Below are 18,152 nucleotides of genomic sequence, written 5' to 3' on the forward strand. Positions count from 1 at the left end.
CTTATTGAGGTTGTTTGGTCGGTCGGATATGAACAAAATAAGTCATTATCCACACTCCGATCATAATAAAAAACAGTGAAATCCAGCCTTTGGCACTCATTATTGCTGTTGCCGTTAAACCATTGCCAATCGTACAACCACCGGCAAGTGAAGCTCCTATTCCCATTAATAATCCGCCGATGACACTGTTCCGACAAGTTGTTAGATCAGGCATCCTCCATTTAAACTCTTTACTCCCTTTGGCTGCAATGTAAGAACCAAGCATAATGCCTAATACAAGGAATACTCCCCAGTTTATTAACTTAGCATCTCCGGTAACAGTATATCGAATGATATTAGCCGATGGACCTGTGATACCTAATCCGGCTGATTTCCCATACAGAGCATTTACTCCCCAAGCGGCAAAAGCTAATAATCCAATTAATACAGCAGCAAAAAATGGATGGTAACGTTTCTCGAATAAATAGTGGCGAATACCGGTCCATTTAGGTGGTAAAGAAGCAACTTTAAGTGTTGGTTTTGACAATGTTCGATAAACTAAAAAGCCAGTAATAGTAATAAGTATCCCGATTAACCACCATATAGATATATTTAATAAAGCAGCTAAGTTTTCCTCTATTTTGCCGTATTGCATCATTGATTTTGTAAAATCACTTAATGCACCAAATCGCATCGCAGCAGCACTAATCATATACATCAATAATGCAATCCAAGCACTAATTAACCCTTCACCTGCGTGATACCAAGTACCGGTAGCACAGCCACTTGCTAAGATAATACTCATACCAAAAATTAATGAACCGATAATAGTGGTTGGGAGTGAGAAATCTTTATAAGGTAAAGTGATATAACCCAATTCCATTAAGGAAACTACGCCTATACTTTGCACCGAAATTGCGATTAGCAAAGCATAAAACATACGATTATTTTTGAGGAGATACATATCACGAAATCCGCCTGTTAAGCAGAAGCGGGAGCGTTGAAAAATAAAACCAAGTAATCCGCCGATTATCAAGGCTGATAAGAAAGACCAAAACATAACTAAACCTTAGTATAATGTAATGAAAAAGAGGTAGACATTTTTGTCGTGTTTATAAACTTTGTCAATTGAGTTAATTATATTTTGTGAGATCTCTCACAAATTTCATTTTTGTGTCCGATTTTATATTAGATAAAAAGTAAACGTTTGCCTGAGTTTTATTTGATAACTCGATCACAAAAAAGCAAATAAATCCTTTAAAACAAAGGCTCTTTGCGTTAGTCTAAGTCAAATTTTAAATTATAAAGGAGTAAAAAATGACTATTTTTCAAGTTGCTCAAAACTGGTTAGCACAAGACCCTGATGCTGAAACGCGTGCAGAGTTAGAACAGCTCATTCAAGCGGCACAAACGGATGAAAAAGCGAAAGCAGAGTTGGAAGCTCGTTTTGATGGACGTTTACAATTCGGTACGGCAGGTCTGCGAGGCAGATTACAAGCAGGCTCTCAAGGTATGAACCGTGTATTGGTTGCACAAGCTGCCGGTGGATTAGCAGAATTTGTGAAAGGTTATGATAAATCCCCTTCTATTGTGATTGGTTACGATGGTCGTAAAAATTCTGATGTGTTTGCTCGTGATACTGCCGAAATTATGGCTGCGGCAGGCATTAAAACCTATTTACTTCCTCGCAAATTACCTACACCTGTGCTTGCCTTTGCCATTCAATATTTTGACACTACAGCCGGTGTAATGGTAACTGCGAGCCACAATCCACCTGAAGATAACGGTTACAAGGTTTACTTAGGTAAAGCCAACGGTGGTGGACAAATTGTTTCCCCAGCGGATAAAGAGATCGCAGCGTTAATCGACAAAGTCGCAAGCGGTAGCATTTCTGATTTACCTCGCAGCCAAGATTTCACCGTGTTAGATGATGAAGTGGTAAATAAATATATTGAAAAAACTGCCTCACTGGCGAAACAGCCAAAAGCGGAGATCAACTACGTTTACACAGCAATGCACGGTGTGGGGTATGAAGTATTAAGCAAAACCTTAGCCAAAGCAGGATTACCGCAACCACATTTAGTAGAAGCACAAATTCAGCCGGACGGCTCATTCCCAACAGTAAACTTCCCAAACCCGGAAGAGAAAGGGGCGTTGGACTTAGCCATTGAATTAGCGAAAGCGAAAAATGCAGAATTCATTATTGCAAATGACCCCGATGCTGACCGTTTAGCGGTTGCAGTGCCTGATGCTCAAGGTAACTGGAAGCCTCTTCACGGCAACGTGATCGGTTGTTTCTTAGGTTGGTATTTAGCGAAACAGTACCACGCACAGGGCAAAAAAGGCGTACTAGCTTGTTCACTTGTATCTTCCCCTGCATTAGCGGAAATTGCAAAAAAATATGGGTTAGAGTCAGAAGAAACGCTTACCGGCTTTAAATATATCGGCAAAGTTGAAAACCTCTTATTTGGCTTTGAAGAAGCGTTAGGCTATTTGGTTGATCCGGACAAAGTGCGTGATAAAGACGGTATTTCAGCGGCAATTATGTTCTTAGATTTAGTGTGTAGCTTAAAACAAGAAGGTAAAACGCTTGCAGATTATACTGCTGAATTTGTGAAAGAATTTGGGGCTTATGTAAGCGGTCAAATTTCTATCAGAGTTTGCGATTTAGCCGAAATCGGCAAATTAATGACCGCATTACGTAATAATCCGCCGGCAGATATTGGTGGATTTAACGTAGCTGAATTTATCGATCATACAAAAACGCCACGTCAAAATGATATTTTAGTATTCATTTTAGAAAATGGCAGCCGTTTAATTGTCCGCCCTTCAGGTACTGAACCAAAAATTAAGTTCTACTTAGATGCTCGAGGTACTGATGCAGCAAATGCCGAAGAAGTACTAAGCCAATTTGATGCAAGTGTGCGTGCATTACTACGTCAAGAACAATACGGCAAACAAGATTGTTAATTTTTACTAAGAGAGGGTTATTCCCTCTCATTTTTTTTATAAAGGAGAAACTAATGGCTCAAAAAATTATTTTAGATTGCGACCCGGGGCACGATGATGCAATTGCGATGATGTTAGCTTGGGGAAATCCGAATATTGATTTACTCGCTGTTACTACAGTTGTAGGCAATCAAACATTAGAGAAAGTGTCTCGTAATGCGTTAGCGGTGGCGGAAATTGCGAATATCCGCAATATTCCTTTTGCGAAAGGTTGCCCTCGTCCACTTGTGCGTGAGGTGGAAAATGCCCCTGATATTCACGGTGATTCAGGAATGGATGGTCCGAAATTACCTGAACCTACTCAGCAATTTTCCGAAAAACACGCCGCTCAATTAATTATTGATTTGGTGATGTCGCACCCTGAAAAAACGATCACCTTAGTGCCAACCGGCGGTTTAACCAATATTGCGTTAGCTGCTCGATTAGAACCTCGCATTATTGAGCGAATGAAAGAAGTGGTGCTGATGGGCGGTGGTTATCACACAGGTAACTGGAGTGCAGTGGCGGAGTTTAATATCAAGATTGACCCGGAAGCCGCTCACATAGTATTTAATGCGGGCTGGAAAGTAACGATGGTTGGCTTAGATTTAACTCACCAAGCTCTTGCAACCCCTGATGTAGTAGAACGTTTTAAAGCCTTAAACAGCAAACCGGGACAGTTTGTAGTTGAGCTTTTAGCATTCTTCTCCAAAAAGTATAAACAAGTGCAAAACTTTGATGCCCCACCGGTGCACGATGCTTGTGCGGTAGCTTATGTGATTGACCCAACCTTGATTGAAGTGGAACAAGTGCCGGTCAATATTGAATTAACCGGCACGCACACGCTTGGAATGACGGTCGCAGATTTCCGCTACCCGCCAAAACCTTGTAATACTTGGGTAGCGAAAAAATTAGATAAAGAACGTTTTTGGAATTTGGTAATCGATTCTATCAAAAATCTCGGCTAATCTAATCATCAACTTGTTAAGCGTTGGTATATTCCGCTTTATCGTCTAACCAACGCTTAATTAATGCCTGTGCAAGCGGTGGATTTTCCACAATAATTTGCTTGGCGTAGTGCTGTACAAGCGGAATCATTTTGCGGTCTCGCATTAAATCCGCTACTTTAAACTCTGCCATTCCAGTCTGTTTTGTACCGAGAATTTCGCCTGTGCCTCGAATTTCCAAATCTTTTTCGGCAATGAAAAAGCCGTCTTGGCTATCTCGCATTACCTGTAAACGCTTGCTGGAAATTTTGCCGAGCGGCGGTTTATACATTAACACACAATGGGAAGCGGTTGCTCCTCTCCCAACTCGTCCTCGTAATTGGTGAAGTTGAGCCAAGCCCAAACGCTCTGAGTTTTCAATAATCATCAGGCTGGCATTTGGCACGTCCACGCCCACTTCAATCACGGTGGTTGCCACGAGTAAATCCAATTCTGCCGCTTTGAATGATGCCATAATGGCTTGCTTTTCTTGCGGTTTCATTCGACCGTGTACTAAACCGATACGCAAATCAGGTAAGGCTCGTTGCAAATCTTCGGCAATCGCTGCTGCGGCTTGAGCCTCTAACACTTCCGATTCATCAATTAAAGTACATACCCAATAGGCTTGGCGGTTTTCGTTTTTACAGGCTTGATAAACCCGTTGCACAATTTCTGCTCGTCTGTCTTCCGAAATCACCACGGTGGTAATAGGGGTTCGCCCCGGTGGGAGCTCGTCAATAATGGAGGTGTCTAAATCCGCATAAACCGTCATTGCCAGCGTTCTTGGAATTGGGGTGGCAGTCATAATCAGTTGGTGTGGATAAATGTCCTGCCCGTTAGCATTTTTCGCCCCTTTTTCACGCAGTGTTAAGCGTTGATGCACGCCAAAACGGTGCTGTTCATCAATAATCACTAAGGCTAGATGATGGAATTCTACCGCCTCTTGGAACAGTGCGTGTGTGCCGATGATCATCTGCACCTCGCCGTTTTTGATTGCCTCAAGTTGTGCAGTTCGAGCCTTGCCTTTCACTTTACCGGCAAGCCAGCCGACCTCAATCCCAAACGGTTTAAGCCAGTTGGCAAAATTATTAGCGTGCTGTTCAGCGAGAATTTCAGTCGGTGCCATTAGGGCAACCTGCTTGCCATTATCAATCGCTAACAGAGCAGACAAAGCCGCAACCAGCGTTTTTCCAGAACCCACATCGCCTTGTACTAACCGCATCATTGGTGAAGGCTGAGCTAAATCACGCTCAATATCTGTCGTAACTCGATTTTGGGCATTGGTTGGTTGGAATGGTAGGCTTGCTAAAAAACGATTTTTTAAATCTGTTTTATAGGTTAGTGGCTCGGCAAATTGCTGTTTGACTCCTAAACGGAGCTGCTGCATCGCTAAATTATGGGCAAGCAATTCCTCAAAAATCAATCGTTTTTGGGCGGGGTGTTCGCCTTTTTCTAAAATTTCTGCTGAAATGGTTGGTGGCGGACGATGCAAAAGCTGCAACGCCTCTTTTAAGCTATATTTGTGTGGATTGTATTCATCGGGCAATAATTCTGCCACTTTCACATTGTTTAATACTGCTAAGGCTTGCTCGGTCATTTTGCGTAATGATGCTTGTTTTAAGCCTTCGGTGGTGGAATAAATCGGCGTGAGCGTTTCCGCTAGTTCAAGCGGTTGATTATTACGGATAATTTGATATTCGGGGTGATGAATTTCCGCCATAAAACGCCCACGTTTCACTTCGCCAAAGGCTTTTACCCGAACGCCTGTAGCAAGGCTGTTTTTCATTCCTGTATTGAAATTAAAGAACTTGAGCATAATTTTGCTCGTACCGTCAGAAAGCGTAACGGATAAAATCGGTCTACGCCCAAATTGCACTTCTGTGAGTTGTACATAACCCTCAATGGTGCAGTAACTTTCAGGGCGAACATCGGCAATCGGCGTAATGCGAGTACGATCTTCATATCTCATCGGCAGATGAAATAACAAATCCTGCACATTATTAATGCCGATACGACCTAGTTTTTCTGCGATTGCAGCCCCTACGCCCGAAAGAGCGGTTAGAGGGACACCGTCTAATAATTGTTCGCTCATTATATTTATTCAAATAACCATTATTGGAAACAAGTATAAGGGGAAAATAACGTTTTCTCTATTTTTTAATCATTTTTCTTACAGACAAGCGGTATTTTTTCTCTCATTTTTTGCAAAAAATCTTGAAAATTTGACCGCTTGCCCCATTTAGTTTCTGTTTTTAGATGAAAAAGGAATACACAATGGCAAATCAAGAAACCCGTGGCTTCCAGTCGGAAGTAAAACAGCTGTTACAGCTGATGATCCATTCTCTCTACTCTAACAAAGAAATTTTCCTGCGTGAGCTGATCTCAAATGCGAGTGATGCGGCGGATAAACTCCGTTTCAAAGCCCTTTCCGAGCCGGCTCTATATGAAGGCGATGGTGAGTTGCGTGTGCGTGTATCGATTGATGAAACGCTCGGCACAATTACTATTGCCGATAACGGTATCGGTATGACTCGTGAGCAGGTAATTGACCATTTAGGCACGATTGCGAAATCAGGCACAAAAGAATTTTTAGCCTCACTCGGCACAGAACAAGCCAAAGATAGTCAGCTTATCGGTCAATTTGGCGTGGGCTTCTATTCTTCGTTTATTGTAGCGGATAAAGTTACCGTCAAAACCCGTGCTGCCGGCGTGCCAGCCGAACAAGGCGTGATTTGGGAATCGGCAGGCGAAGGGGAATATACCATTGCTGATTTTGAGAAAGCTGATCGTGGCACGGAAATCATTCTACACTTACGTGAAGAAGAAAAGGCATTTTTAAATGAATGGCGTTTGCGTGAGATTATCGGTAAATACTCCGACCACATCGGCTTAGCGGTGGAAATTCAGACCAACGAATACGATGACGAAGGTAAAACAAGCGGTCAAAAATGGGAAAAAATTAACAAAGCTCAAGCCCTTTGGACGAGATCGAAAAATGAGATTTCAGACGAAGAATATAAAGAGTTCTACAAGCACATCAGCCACGATTTTGCCGATCCGTTGCTCTGGTCGCATAACAAAGTGGAAGGCAAACAAGAGTATACCAGCTTGCTCTATGTGCCGAGTAAAGCCCCTTGGGATTTATTCCAACGTGAGCAGAAACACGGTTTGAAACTCTACGTTCAGCGTGTATTTATTATGGACGATGCAGAAGTGTTTATGCCAAACTACCTGCGTTTTATGCGTGGTCTATTAGACACTAACGATTTGCCACTCAACGTCAGCCGCGAAATTCTGCAAGAAAACCGAGTAACCCAATCGCTCCGTTCTGCTCTGACTAAGCGTGCATTGCAATTACTGGAAAAACTAGCGAAAGACGATGCGGAAAAATATGCTCAATTCTGGCAAGCGTTCGGCTTAGTGCTGAAAGAAGGCGTGGGCGAAGATTTTGCCAACAAGCAACAGGTGGCAGGCTTGCTCCGTTTTGCTTCAACGCACTCAGACAGTAGCGAACAAGCGGTCAGTTTTGCCGATTATATTGCAAGAATGAAAGAGGGGCAGAAAGCGATCTACTTCTTAACTGCCGACAGCTATAGTGCTGCCAAAAACAGTCCGCATTTAGAGCTATTTAACAAAAAAGGCATTGAAGTATTACTGCTTTCTGACCGCATTGATGAGTGGTTAATCAGTCATCTTACCGAATTTGACGGTAAACCATTGCAAAGCATTACCAAGTCGGATTTAGACTTAGGCGACCTTGCCGACAAAGCGGAAGAAGAAACCCAAAAAGCCCAAGAGGCAGAATTTGGCTCATTCTTAGAACGAGCTAAGGGCTACTTTGGTGAACGAGTGAAAAATGTAGTGCTCACTCATCGCTTAACTGATACCCCAGCTGTGGTTTCCACCGATAGCGACGAAATGACCACCCAAATGGCAAAACTCTTTGCTGCAATGGGGCAACAAGCACCGGAAGTAAAATATACTTTCGAGCTAAACCCGGATCATACTATGGTGAAAAAAGTAGCGGATATTGCAAGTGATGATGAGTTTAATGAGTGGATTGAATTACTGTTTGAGCAGGCATTACTCGCCGAACGAGGCACGCTGGAAAACCCAACGGCATTTATTAAACGAATGAATAAACTCTTAGGGTAATAACAAAAAAACACCTTCAATGAAGGTGTTTTTTGTTAGAAAGAATTACTGCTTATTAGTTTCTGGTTGTTGTTCCGCTTTTTGCTCTCTTTGACCTTCTAAAGATTGCTCTTCCGGTAAGGCTTGCTCTTTATGCGGAGCAGGTTCTTCTTGACCCACGGCTTTAGATAACTCTTCAGGGGTGGTTTGCTGAACGGCTGGTTTAGCCTCAGGGGCTACGCTTGTTGATGTTGCGGGATTGTGTTCAAGCGTCTTTGCGTGAGCTTCTGGTTTTTGCTCATTGGCTAATGTTTTTGGCTCTGGTTGAGCTTGATTAGCTTGTGGAACATCAACAGGTTGCTGCTGTTGATGACCTTCAAGTGATTGTTCTTCCGGTAATGCTTGTTGCTCACTCGGTGCTGGTGTTGGTTCAGAATCTTTTGCTTGAGCTGCCGCTTCTTCTTTTGTAACAGGCGGAAGAGGCTCAGGTTTTTTTACCTCCAACTCTTTGTGTTGCTCTGCAACTTGTTGAGATGGTTTTTGAGCTTCCGTTTTTGCTGCTTCAACCGTTTCTACTTTTTCTTCCTTCTTATTATTGCCGATAAGATAATTACCACCAATAAATACCACCAAAACCAGTGCAATTAATAAAAATATTCTAGCCATAGTTGATCTCCTTTATCAAGTTTTCCTTATCCTAACATTTTTTAAACGTAATACACAACAAGCGGTTAAATTTTCGAAAAATTTTGCAAATTGCAAAAAAGATCGGAAATTTGACCGCTTTTGTTTTAAAATAAGCAGATTTTTGAGATTTCAATATTTAAAGAGAGATAGGAATAACAATGCGTACAAGTCAGTATTTATTTTCAACCCTGAAAGAAACTCCGAACGATGCTCAGGTGGTTAGCCACCAATTAATGTTGCGTGCGGGAATGATTCGCCCGATGGCATCAGGTTTATACAACTGGTTGCCTACCGGGATTCGTGTGTTGAAAAAAGTGGAAAATATCATTCGTGAAGAAATGAACAAAGGCGGGGCGATTGAGGTATTAATGCCGGTGGTTCAGCCTGCGGAATTGTGGGTGGAATCCGGTCGTTGGAACGATTATGGTCCGGAATTGCTGCGTTTTAAAGATCGTGGTGAGCGTGATTTCGTGCTTGGTCCAACCCACGAAGAAGTTATTACTGATTTGGTTCGCCGTGAGGTCTCTTCATACAAACAACTTCCGCTGAATCTTTACCAAATCCAAACCAAATTCCGTGATGAAGTTCGCCCTCGTTTTGGTGTAATGCGTTCCCGTGAGTTTGTGATGAAAGATGCTTACTCTTTCCACACAGACAAAGAGAGCCTGCAAGAAACCTATGATGTTATGTATCAAGTTTACAGCAACATCTTTACCCGTCTTGGCTTAGATTTCCGTGCGGTGCAAGCGGATACCGGCTCAATTGGCGGTTCGGCTTCGCACGAGTTCCAAGTGTTAGCTTCAAGCGGTGAAGATGATGTGGTGTTCTCAACCGAGTCAGATTTTGCGGCAAATATTGAATTGGCGGAAGCGGTTGCGGTGGGTGAACGCCAAGCTCCAACGGCGGCAATGGAATTAGTGGATACGCCAAATGCGAAAACAATTAACGAGCTAGTGGAAAATCACGGTTTAGCGATTGAAAAAACGGTAAAAACCTTGATCGTAAAAGGTTCAACCGAAGAACAATCATTAATCGCATTAGTGATTCGCGGCGACCACGATTTAAACGAAATCAAAGCCCAAAAACATCCGTTAGTGGCTGACCCATTTGAGTTTGCTGATGAAGCGGATATTAAAGCCAAAATCGGGGCAAGTGTCGGTTCATTAGGTGTAATTAACTTGCCAATCCCAGCGATTATCGACCGTTCAGTAGCGTTGATATCAGATTTCGGTTGTGGAGCAAACATTGATGGTAAACATTATTTCAATGTGAACTGGGAACGTGATGTGGCAATGCCTGAAGTGTTTGATTTGCGTAATGTTGTAGAAGGCGACCCAAGCCCAGACGGTAAAGGTACTCTTCAAATCAAACGTGGTATTGAAGTTGGGCATATTTTCCAATTAGGGAAAAAATATTCCGAAGCGATGAAAGCCACAGTTCAAGGCGAAGACGGTAAACCGCTAGTGATGACAATGGGTTGCTACGGTATTGGTGTAACCCGTGTGGTGGCGGCTGCGATTGAACAACATCACGATGAGCGTGGTATTATTTGGCCAAGTGATGAGATTGCACCGTTTACGGTAGCGATTGTACCGATGAATATGCACAAATCGGAAAGCGTTCAAGCCTTTGCGGAAGAGTTATATTCAACCTTAAAAGCACAAGGTGTGGATGTGATTTTTGATGATCGTAAAGAGCGCCCGGGTGTTATGTTTGCGGATATGGAATTAATCGGCGTGCCACATATGGTGGTAATTGGCGAGAAAAACCTTGAAAACGGCGAGATTGAATACAAAAACCGCCGCAACGGTGAGAAACAGATGATCGCCAAAGAGAGCTTGCTTGATTTCTTAAAAGCGAACGTGAAAGCATAATTGGCAAAATTCTAGCGAAAAAAGACCGCTTGTAACCTCTACAAGCGGTCTTTTTTTATCAATTTTTTGCAACTTATTTTTTCAGAAGGGTTTGAATTAGTAACAAAATTGCGGCGGCATCATCCACTAAGCCAAGCGGACCTAAAATCGCCTCAGGTAAAATATCCACCGGGCTAAACAGATAAAATAAAATAATGGCAACTTTAATCCATTTTGCTTTGTTCATTTGGTAGCCTTTATAGTTTTTCCACAAAATTAGGTAACCACTCCTCAGCACTCGCATCATGGTCAAAATTATTCACTACATCAATGCGTAGCGATTTGCACACTTGGTTTGCACCTTTAGCTTTAAGAGCGTTTTCTACAATATTGACCGCATTGCAGAACGTGTCGTAATCGGAACTCCCTAATCCAACCACACCAAATTTCATTGCACTGAAATCGGCAGAGCTTGCAGCTAAATCATTAAAAAGCGGTTGGATATTATCCGGCAGCTCTCCGGCTCCGTGGGTAGAAGTTACCACAATTAAATGTGATTTCCCTTCAATATCGGCAAGGGTCGCTTGGTTAAATAATTCCACCTCAAAACCTTGGCTGCTTAATACATCATTAAGGTGATCGGCAACATATTCCGCTCCGCCTAAGGTACTGCCGGTAATAATGCAAATAGATGTCATAGTAAATCTCTCGTTAGAGTTAGAAATAGTTGGAGTATTCTAGCGAAGATGGGGGGCTTTGCAAATTATTCTTTTTATATAGACAATAATCTGTTTTTTCTCTATCGTGCTTATATGTAACATTGTTTGGGGTATTAAATGAGAAACAAAAAATTATTTTCTATTTTAGTATTAAGTGCAGCAGTTTATGCTGAAAGTAGTGATAGTCATAAAGAGCAACAGTGTTCCGAAGAGCATAATAAAATCATTGCACAATATTTAGATGTTTCCACTGAAGAACTCTCTCACCGTACTTTAGATTTTGCTTGTAAGCTTGACCCAAACAATAAAACAGAAACCTTGGTGAGTTATGCGGTAGTAGAAGCTAAATATACGAAAGAAAATTATGGTAACGACCAGAACAATACGCCGAAATGGGAATTTTTAGTCGCTCGGTTAAATAATCAAGAAATTCTGCAATCATGGAAAGCAGAACAAGAAATTGATGCTGCCGTGGATGTTTCAGTTGGTAGTCTGAAAATTGATACTGCACGTTACATTCTTAACAAAAATGTGCGAGCGTTCGGTGTGAGATTTAATAACGCCACACGTGGTCCGAGTGCCCCAGAATATTCTTCAAATGATAATTTAATGTTATTTATTGCAGAAAATAATGCGTTAAAACTGATCTTTGATTACCCAATGCAGACTTGGCATATTGTTGATTCCGAAGAGGCAAAAACCGAGAGTGCTGAAATTGTACTAGAGATGGATACTAAAAATCAGACGAATGGGTTTAACGATATTATTTTAAAAGCCGATATTACCCAAAGAGTATGGAGTAAAGGGGTTTATATGGTAGATTCTGAGCTAAAATCAGAAACCAATCACCAAGAAAAACTACGATTAAAATATAAAGACAATTACTATAGACCAGAGAAAAAGGTGGATTGGCTCTACTAAGCTGTTTAGATAAAATCACCGCTTGTAACATAAACAAGCGGTGATTTTTTTGCTATTTTTTACAAAAAAGCACCTTGAGTAGTTGGTTACATCAAGGTGCAAAGTTTTATTGTTTTATTGTAGTTTTATAGGAAATTATAGGAATTTCGCTTTTAACTCTTTCACAACTGCTTTTTGTTGTGCGTTGAGTTCTTTGGTCATCGGCTCACGGCAGTAGCCTGCTTGAACGCCTTCTTCTTCCAATAAGGCTTTGATGGTTTGATATAAACCGTTGCCTAAAATACCTTCGATTAAATCGTTGGTCACGTTTTGGATTTCAAATGCTTCTTTGATTTTACCTTCACGCGCTAAATCAAAGATTTGGCGAGCACGAATACCGTTTACGTTGAAGGTTGAGCCGATTGCACCGTCTACACCTAATACGGTTGCTGGTAACATCATTTCATCAAAACCTGCATAGATTAAGTGGTTCGGGAAGGCTTTACGCAGACGCTCTAACAGATAGAAATCGCCCGCGGTGAATTTCACGCCGATAATTTTTTCGTTTTCAAATAATTCAGCGAATTGGCTTACGCCGATGTTTACACCTGTTAAGAATGGGATTGAGTAAACAATCATTTTGTTGCCGGTTTCACGAATAATGGTTTCGTAGAAGTTTTTGATTTCCGCAAAGCTGAATTTGTAGTAGAACGGTGTTACCGCTGATAGGCTGTCGTAGCCTAATTCGGTTGCGTATTTACCTAGCTCTACCGCTTCTTTTAAGTTTACGCTACCCACTTGAGCGATTAATGCAATTTCGTCTTTCGCTTCATCTTTCGCAATACGGAAAATTTCTTTTTTCTCTTCGGTAGAAAGCATAAAGTTTTCACCGGTTGAGCCGCCCACATATAAACCGTCTACTTTCATCTTGTCGATGTTGTAGCGGACGATTTGACGTAAACCTTTCTCATTGATCGTGCCGTCTTCGTTAAAAGAAACGAGTAACGCACTGAAAATACCTTTTAAATTTTTCATTTGAATCTCCAAAATAAGAGTTTGGTTAAAGAGTTAATCCTTGTTTAATGCGATTTTCCGCCCAATATGCTGCACCGATTAAGCCGGCATCTTGTCCGGATTTTGCATTTTCTAATGCACATTGATAAACAGTAGGCATTTCTGATAAGTAGCCTTGAACAAGTGGCAAATACCCTTCCGCCAAGCCTACACTACCACCTAAAACAACTTTTTGTATATCTAAACTGATTTTTAAATCTGCAATTAAATTAGCAATTGCTTTTGCAGATTTTTCCACTAATTCGACCGCTTGTTGATTACCTTGTCTAAAGCGTTCGAATACTTCCTTAGGTGAGCAAGGCTCCGCCCATTTGCTGGATACTGCCTCAATCGCTCTGCCGGCTGCAATGGCTTCAACACAACCCACACGACCACAACCGCAAACAGGACCGTTTGGATCAGCAAGCGTGTGTCCGATATGACCGGCAATGCCGTTCGGGCCGGTTTGTAACTCGCCATTTAAAATAATACCGCCGCCCACGCCGGTGGAAACGGTAATAAATACAAAGTTTTTGACCGCTTGTGCATTCTCAAATAAATATTCCGCACACACCGCTGCTTGTACATCATTTAATAAACCAATTGGCTTATCGGTGTGGCGAGCGATGCTCTCTTTCAGCGGGAACTCAGCTAATCCGCCTAAGTTTTTCGGGTTCAGAGCGGTGAGTACACCTTGGTTAATAATGCCTGTTGAGGCAACAGAGACAAAATCAAATTGCCCTTGATAACCTTGCACAATCTCGCCAATCGCTTGGTGTAAACTTGCGGCTTGGTCTTCTTGAGGTCGATCGGTTGGAGTTTGAATTTGCTTACGTTGTTCCACTTGATTGTTGTGAACAATCGCCGTCGCAATTTTCGTACCACCAATATCTATGGCTAAACAACGCATACGCTACCTCTATTTTTGAGCAGATTTCACCGAATCGGCAAACCAGCTAACGATGTGTTCTAATCTAGTAAGTGCTGAACCAACGGTTACATAATCAGCACCGATTTCCATCGCTACTTTAGCAAGTTCCGGGGTGTTGTAACGACCTTCTGCCATCACATTACAACCTGCGGCTTTTAAATCTTTCACTAATTGATAGTCCGGCTCATCAGGAATAGGTCCGCCTGTATAGCCCGACATTGTACTGCCGACAATATCAAAGCCTAATTGTTGGCAAAATAAACCTTCTTCTAGGTTTGAGCAGTCTGCCATCGCTAAACAGCCTTTTTCGTGAATGCGTTTTACCGCATCTTCGATGCTGACCGGACGTGTGCGGAATGTGCCATCTACGGCAATAATATCGGCACCGGCATCAGCGAGAGCGTCAATATCTTCTAAGAACGGGGTAATACGAACGGGTGAATCGGGCAAATCACGTTTTACAATACCGATAATCGGCACATCAACCGCCGCACGAGTGGCTTTTAAATTATCCACGCCCTCAATACGGATGCCTTTCGCTCCACCAATCACAGAGGCTGCCGCCATTGCGGCAACAATTTCAGGTTTATCCATCGGACCATCGTCCACCGGTTGGCAAGAGGCAATTAGCCCATTTTGAATTTTATTTAAAATAGTATCACGAGATAGTTTTGACATAACGTTTCCTTTTTTAGATTTCAAAAGGTAGTCAATGGACTAGATTTTGGTGTGAAGAAATACTCCAAACAATTATACTTTAATAAATATTTACTACAAATAGAAAAGTAGAAAAATGTGAGATAGGTCGCATTTTTGATAAAAAGTGAGTGATATGTAGAAACGAAAAAAGCCGTTATTGCTAACGGCTTTTAGAATTTGGCGGAAGTGAATGGGAGTCGAACCCACCCGAGAACGCTGGCGTCCTCAACAGGATTTGAAATCCTGCCACCTCACCGGAGATGACGCACTTCCGAATGTGTAGCAATATTCTACTTTATTTATTAGAATTATCCAATCTATTCTCAACAGAAAAAAGACTATGCAGCAACTATTTCGCCAAATTCCGTCTATAGACTATCTCTTAAAGCAACCGCAAGCGGTCGAATTATGCCAAAAATTTACACATTCTACGGTGGTGGAACAATCACGCCTGCTGATTGAACAGGCTCGGCAATTTATTGTTAATCATCACGCTGTTCCCTCTTTTATTTCTGATGAAAATGAATTTTTTACTTGCTTGGCACAGCAACTTCAAGCATTGAGTGAAGTAAAAATTCAAACCGTCTTTAACCTTACCGGCACGGTGTTGCATACGAATTTAGGGCGTGGATTATGGTCGGAAAAAGCGGTTAATGCAGCAACCAACGCGATGCGAAATAATGTAGCGTTAGAGTTTGATATTTCGGAGGGCAAACGCTCGCATCGTGATAATTATATTTCTGAGTTAATGCAAAAGCTCACGGGTGCTGAGGCGGCTTGCGTAGTAAATAATAATGCCGCAGCGGTGTTGTTAATGCTTGCCACTTTTGCTCAAGGTAAAGAGGTGATTGTTTCCCGTGGCGAATTGGTGGAAATTGGCGGAGCATTTCGCATTCCTGATATTATGGCTCAAGCGGGCTGTAAGTTGGTGGAAGTCGGTACAACCAATCGAACCCATTTGAAAGATTATCGTAATGCGATCACCGAAAATACCGCCTTTTTGATGAAAGTTCACGCCAGTAATTATCATATTGAAGGCTTTACCAGCTCGGTGTCGGAAGAAGAATTAGTGGCGTTAGGCAAAGAGTTTAACTTACCTGTGATTAGCGATTTAGGCAGCGGCTCGCTAACCGATATGCGAGCATTAAATTTACCTGCTGAACCAATGGTGCAGCAAAAAGTAGCAGCAGGCGTGAGCTTGGTTTCGTTCTCGGGCGATAAATTATTAGGCGGCCCACAAGCTGGCATTATTGTGGGGAGCAAAGCGATGATCGAACAATTGCAACAACACCCATTAAAACGGGTACTACGTTGCGATAAAGTGATCTTATCTGCTCTTGAAGCAACACTCCGCCACTATTTATTCCCTGAAAAAATCACACAAGATTTACCGACCTTAAACTTACTCAGCCAATCGATCGAAGTGCTACAACGTAAAGCCGAACGACTAAAAGAGGCATTAAGCAAGCGGTTAAATTCCACTTATATTTTGCAAATTGAACCCAGCATCGCACAAATCGGCAGTGGTGCGTTACCGTCTGAAACCTTACCTTCGGTAGCGGTAACCATTTCCGCCGAAAAACAGAGTGATTTACTGGTATTAGAAAAACAATTTAAAACCTTCCCAAGCCCGATTATCGGCAGATTTTCAGCCCAAAAATTTTGGTTGGATTTAAGATCGGTGGCGGAGTTTGAAAAATTGATTGAGATGTTGGGGTGAAAAAAGGGAGCAAATTCGCTCCCTAATTTTTATTTGTCGCCACATTCAAAAATTTCGGCTTTAACTAAATAACTACTAACATACTGGCTATCTATTGTTTGATCTTTACATACAACTCCTGTAGAGCAGAATGCAACTTCAGAAACAATTTTTAAAACGGTTCTTTTCTTAGAATTTCCTACAACATCGACAGCATTATTACGTAAATCATTCATTGCTCCATCTCTCATAACAGATAAAGAATTCCCTACTAACCTTACTCCTCCCGCAATAGGAGGAACTCCATCAGAAGGAGGAATGTCATCTTTACCTTCAATTTCACCTAACACTTTACAACCATAAGGAGTTGTTCTCACTGTTGAAATACCTTTAGCATTTTCATTTAGTTGTTTAGGTACAAAATCTTTAGTAGCACAACCTGCTAGTAATACAGATAATCCTAATAATGTACTTAGGTTTAAGAGTTTCTTTTTCATTTGAGTTTCTTCCTTATTAAGCAGAATTTATATAATTATAGATCTAAATAGTTGATTTTATCAACATAATAAGTTGTTTTTAAAACAACTTTTTAAATCCTGTTACTTACGTAAGATTTTTTATTCACTAACTACCTCAATACTAAGGGGTAGATATGGGTGTAGATAAAACAATTTTTTCAAAACAACTTGGTGTAAATATTGCAAAATATAGACAAGCATTGGGTTTAACCCAGGAACAATTAGCTGAAAAATTAGATTTGGGAAATGAAGCAATATCAAGAATTGAGCGTGGAGTTGCGATGCCTAGCTTGATGAGACTGTTTGAATTTTCTAAGGTTTTCCATTGTAATGTTGCAGATTTATTATATGAAGGTTCAACTCAAAAAGATGATATTGAACATATCGCATTATTATTAAAAGATCTTTCGGATAATGATCGTCAATTTTCAATCAAAATGTTGGAGCAATTAGTTATTCACCTAAAAACCAAGCCTTGAACTTTACCCAAATACGGCTAGAATGTTTAAATCAAATAGTGGAGGGAAATAATATGGATCTCACTTTATCAGCTGATTTGCAGACATTAGAGAAACAAAAGCATTTCTATACAGATGATGAGCTTGATTTGTTATCCAAATTGGAAAAAGGTTTGGTTGAAACCAAATCACACGATCAAGTAATGGAAGATTTGCGTAAAAAATTAGGGTTATCTGAAAAATGATGAAGTTTGATTACAATATCGTTTGGTTGATACAAGCCGAAAGAAAATTGTTTAATCAAGCGGATTATATTTTACAACAATCCCATAACCCGATTATTGCTGAGCAATTTTACGATGCAATAAAAAGTGAAGTGGATAAACTTTCCTATACGGCTGATGTTTATCGACTTCGTAAGAAAAAAGAAATTCCCATTTTAAATGGTAAATATCAAGTAAAATTCCTGATTGGTCAGGAAAACATCTATATAGTAGATTTTAAATCTGCTCGTCAAAACAGTTACTGATTTTATACAAGGACTTCCA

The 18,152-nt window shown here is 41.2% G+C and carries 18 protein-coding genes and 1 tRNA gene; 9 read left to right on the forward strand and 10 right to left on the reverse strand.

Annotated features, from left to right (window positions below):
* Position 1 precedes the first annotated feature (1 nt).
* Positions 2-1,039, reverse strand: coding sequence for a YeeE/YedE family protein (locus V6W77_RS08340; protein WP_188157157.1), 1,038 nt, complete (start codon positions 1,037-1,039; stop codon positions 2-4).
* A 257-nt stretch (positions 1,040-1,296) separates the two neighbouring features.
* Between V6W77_RS08340 and V6W77_RS08345 the strand changes: the two genes are divergently transcribed.
* Both V6W77_RS08345 and uriH read left to right on the forward strand, forming a co-directional pair.
* On the forward strand, positions 1,297-2,949 hold the full coding sequence (locus V6W77_RS08345; RefSeq protein WP_334254371.1) for a phospho-sugar mutase: 1,653 nt from the start codon (positions 1,297-1,299) through the stop codon (positions 2,947-2,949).
* 53 nt (positions 2,950-3,002) lie between these two features.
* The gene (gene uriH / locus V6W77_RS08350; protein ID WP_334254372.1) at positions 3,003-3,935 is read left to right on the forward strand and encodes a uridine-preferring nucleoside hydrolase UriH; all 933 of its coding nucleotides are present in this window, start codon (positions 3,003-3,005) and stop codon (positions 3,933-3,935) included.
* 16 nt (positions 3,936-3,951) lie between these two features.
* On the opposite strand, the gene recG is transcribed toward uriH, so the two are convergent.
* Entirely contained in the window at positions 3,952-6,045 is a 2,094-nt protein-coding gene (gene recG / locus V6W77_RS08355) for an ATP-dependent DNA helicase RecG (protein WP_334254373.1), read from the reverse strand.
* Positions 6,046-6,227: 182 nt separating this feature from the next.
* On the opposite strand from recG, the gene htpG reads away from it, so the two are divergent.
* Positions 6,228-8,108, forward strand: coding sequence for a molecular chaperone HtpG (htpG, locus tag V6W77_RS08360; RefSeq protein ID WP_283386640.1), 1,881 nt, complete (start codon positions 6,228-6,230; stop codon positions 8,106-8,108).
* Between the two features lie 45 nt (positions 8,109-8,153).
* On the opposite strand, the gene V6W77_RS08365 is transcribed toward htpG, so the two are convergent.
* Entirely contained in the window at positions 8,154-8,753 is a 600-nt protein-coding gene (locus V6W77_RS08365; protein WP_334254374.1) for a hypothetical protein, read from the reverse strand.
* Positions 8,754-8,932: 179 nt separating this feature from the next.
* Between V6W77_RS08365 and proS the strand changes: the two genes are divergently transcribed.
* Entirely contained in the window at positions 8,933-10,648 is a 1,716-nt protein-coding gene (gene proS / locus V6W77_RS08370) for a proline--tRNA ligase (RefSeq protein ID WP_334254375.1), read from the forward strand.
* Positions 10,649-10,721: 73 nt separating this feature from the next.
* On the opposite strand, the gene V6W77_RS08375 is transcribed toward proS, so the two are convergent.
* Together V6W77_RS08375 and mioC are read right to left on the reverse strand one after the other, a co-directional pair.
* Positions 10,722-10,874, reverse strand: a complete 153-nt coding sequence (locus V6W77_RS08375; protein WP_334254376.1) for a DUF1232 domain-containing protein — start codon at positions 10,872-10,874, stop codon at positions 10,722-10,724.
* A 10-nt stretch (positions 10,875-10,884) separates the two neighbouring features.
* Positions 10,885-11,325: an FMN-binding protein MioC gene (mioC, locus tag V6W77_RS08380; RefSeq protein WP_334232478.1), complete on the reverse strand. Its 441-nt coding sequence runs from the start codon at positions 11,323-11,325 to the stop codon at positions 10,885-10,887.
* Positions 11,326-11,463: 138 nt separating this feature from the next.
* On the opposite strand from mioC, the gene V6W77_RS08385 reads away from it, so the two are divergent.
* Positions 11,464-12,267 (forward strand): PA3715 family protein, encoded by an 804-nt coding sequence (locus tag V6W77_RS08385; protein ID WP_334254377.1) that lies wholly within the window; start codon positions 11,464-11,466, stop codon positions 12,265-12,267.
* A gap of 135 nt (positions 12,268-12,402) precedes the next feature.
* Here V6W77_RS08385 and nanA read toward each other — a convergent pair whose 3' ends face one another.
* The 4 genes from nanA to V6W77_RS08405 all read right to left on the reverse strand — a co-directional run bounded on the left by nanA (position 12,403) and on the right by V6W77_RS08405 (position 15,202).
* Positions 12,403-13,281, reverse strand: coding sequence for an N-acetylneuraminate lyase (gene nanA, locus V6W77_RS08390; RefSeq protein ID WP_334254378.1), 879 nt, complete (start codon positions 13,279-13,281; stop codon positions 12,403-12,405).
* A gap of 25 nt (positions 13,282-13,306) precedes the next feature.
* Positions 13,307-14,209: an N-acetylmannosamine kinase gene (locus V6W77_RS08395; RefSeq protein WP_334254379.1), complete on the reverse strand. Its 903-nt coding sequence runs from the start codon at positions 14,207-14,209 to the stop codon at positions 13,307-13,309.
* Between the two features lie 9 nt (positions 14,210-14,218).
* Entirely contained in the window at positions 14,219-14,908 is a 690-nt protein-coding gene (locus V6W77_RS08400; RefSeq protein WP_334248923.1) for an N-acetylmannosamine-6-phosphate 2-epimerase, read from the reverse strand.
* A gap of 199 nt (positions 14,909-15,107) precedes the next feature.
* A tRNA-Sec gene (locus V6W77_RS08405) sits at positions 15,108-15,202 on the reverse strand.
* Between the two features lie 67 nt (positions 15,203-15,269).
* On the opposite strand from V6W77_RS08405, the gene selA reads away from it, so the two are divergent.
* Positions 15,270-16,649 carry an L-seryl-tRNA(Sec) selenium transferase gene (gene selA, locus V6W77_RS08410; RefSeq protein ID WP_334254380.1) on the forward strand — a complete coding sequence of 460 codons (1,380 nt, stop codon included), beginning with the start codon at positions 15,270-15,272 and terminating at the stop codon, positions 16,647-16,649.
* A gap of 29 nt (positions 16,650-16,678) precedes the next feature.
* On the opposite strand, the gene V6W77_RS08415 is transcribed toward selA, so the two are convergent.
* On the reverse strand, positions 16,679-17,125 hold the full coding sequence (locus V6W77_RS08415) for a hypothetical protein (RefSeq protein WP_334238449.1): 447 nt from the start codon (positions 17,123-17,125) through the stop codon (positions 16,679-16,681).
* Between the two features lie 155 nt (positions 17,126-17,280).
* On the opposite strand from V6W77_RS08415, the gene V6W77_RS08420 reads away from it, so the two are divergent.
* From V6W77_RS08420 to V6W77_RS08430, 3 genes are read left to right on the forward strand one after another with little or no spacing between them, the layout of a single operon-like run.
* Positions 17,281-17,625, forward strand: a complete 345-nt coding sequence (locus tag V6W77_RS08420; RefSeq protein ID WP_334238447.1) for a helix-turn-helix domain-containing protein — start codon at positions 17,281-17,283, stop codon at positions 17,623-17,625.
* A 53-nt stretch (positions 17,626-17,678) separates the two neighbouring features.
* Positions 17,679-17,849, forward strand: a complete 171-nt coding sequence (locus V6W77_RS08425) for a hypothetical protein (RefSeq protein WP_334254381.1) — start codon at positions 17,679-17,681, stop codon at positions 17,847-17,849.
* Positions 17,846-18,133: a type II toxin-antitoxin system RelE/ParE family toxin gene (locus tag V6W77_RS08430; protein WP_334232466.1), complete on the forward strand. Its 288-nt coding sequence runs from the start codon at positions 17,846-17,848 to the stop codon at positions 18,131-18,133. Before V6W77_RS08425 ends, V6W77_RS08430 begins: the two co-directional genes overlap by 4 nt.
* The last annotated feature ends 19 nt before the right edge of the window (positions 18,134-18,152 follow it).

The sequence above is a fragment of the Mannheimia indoligenes genome, assembly GCF_036880405.1.
GTDB classification, from domain to species: domain Bacteria; phylum Pseudomonadota; class Gammaproteobacteria; order Enterobacterales; family Pasteurellaceae; genus Mannheimia; species Mannheimia indoligenes.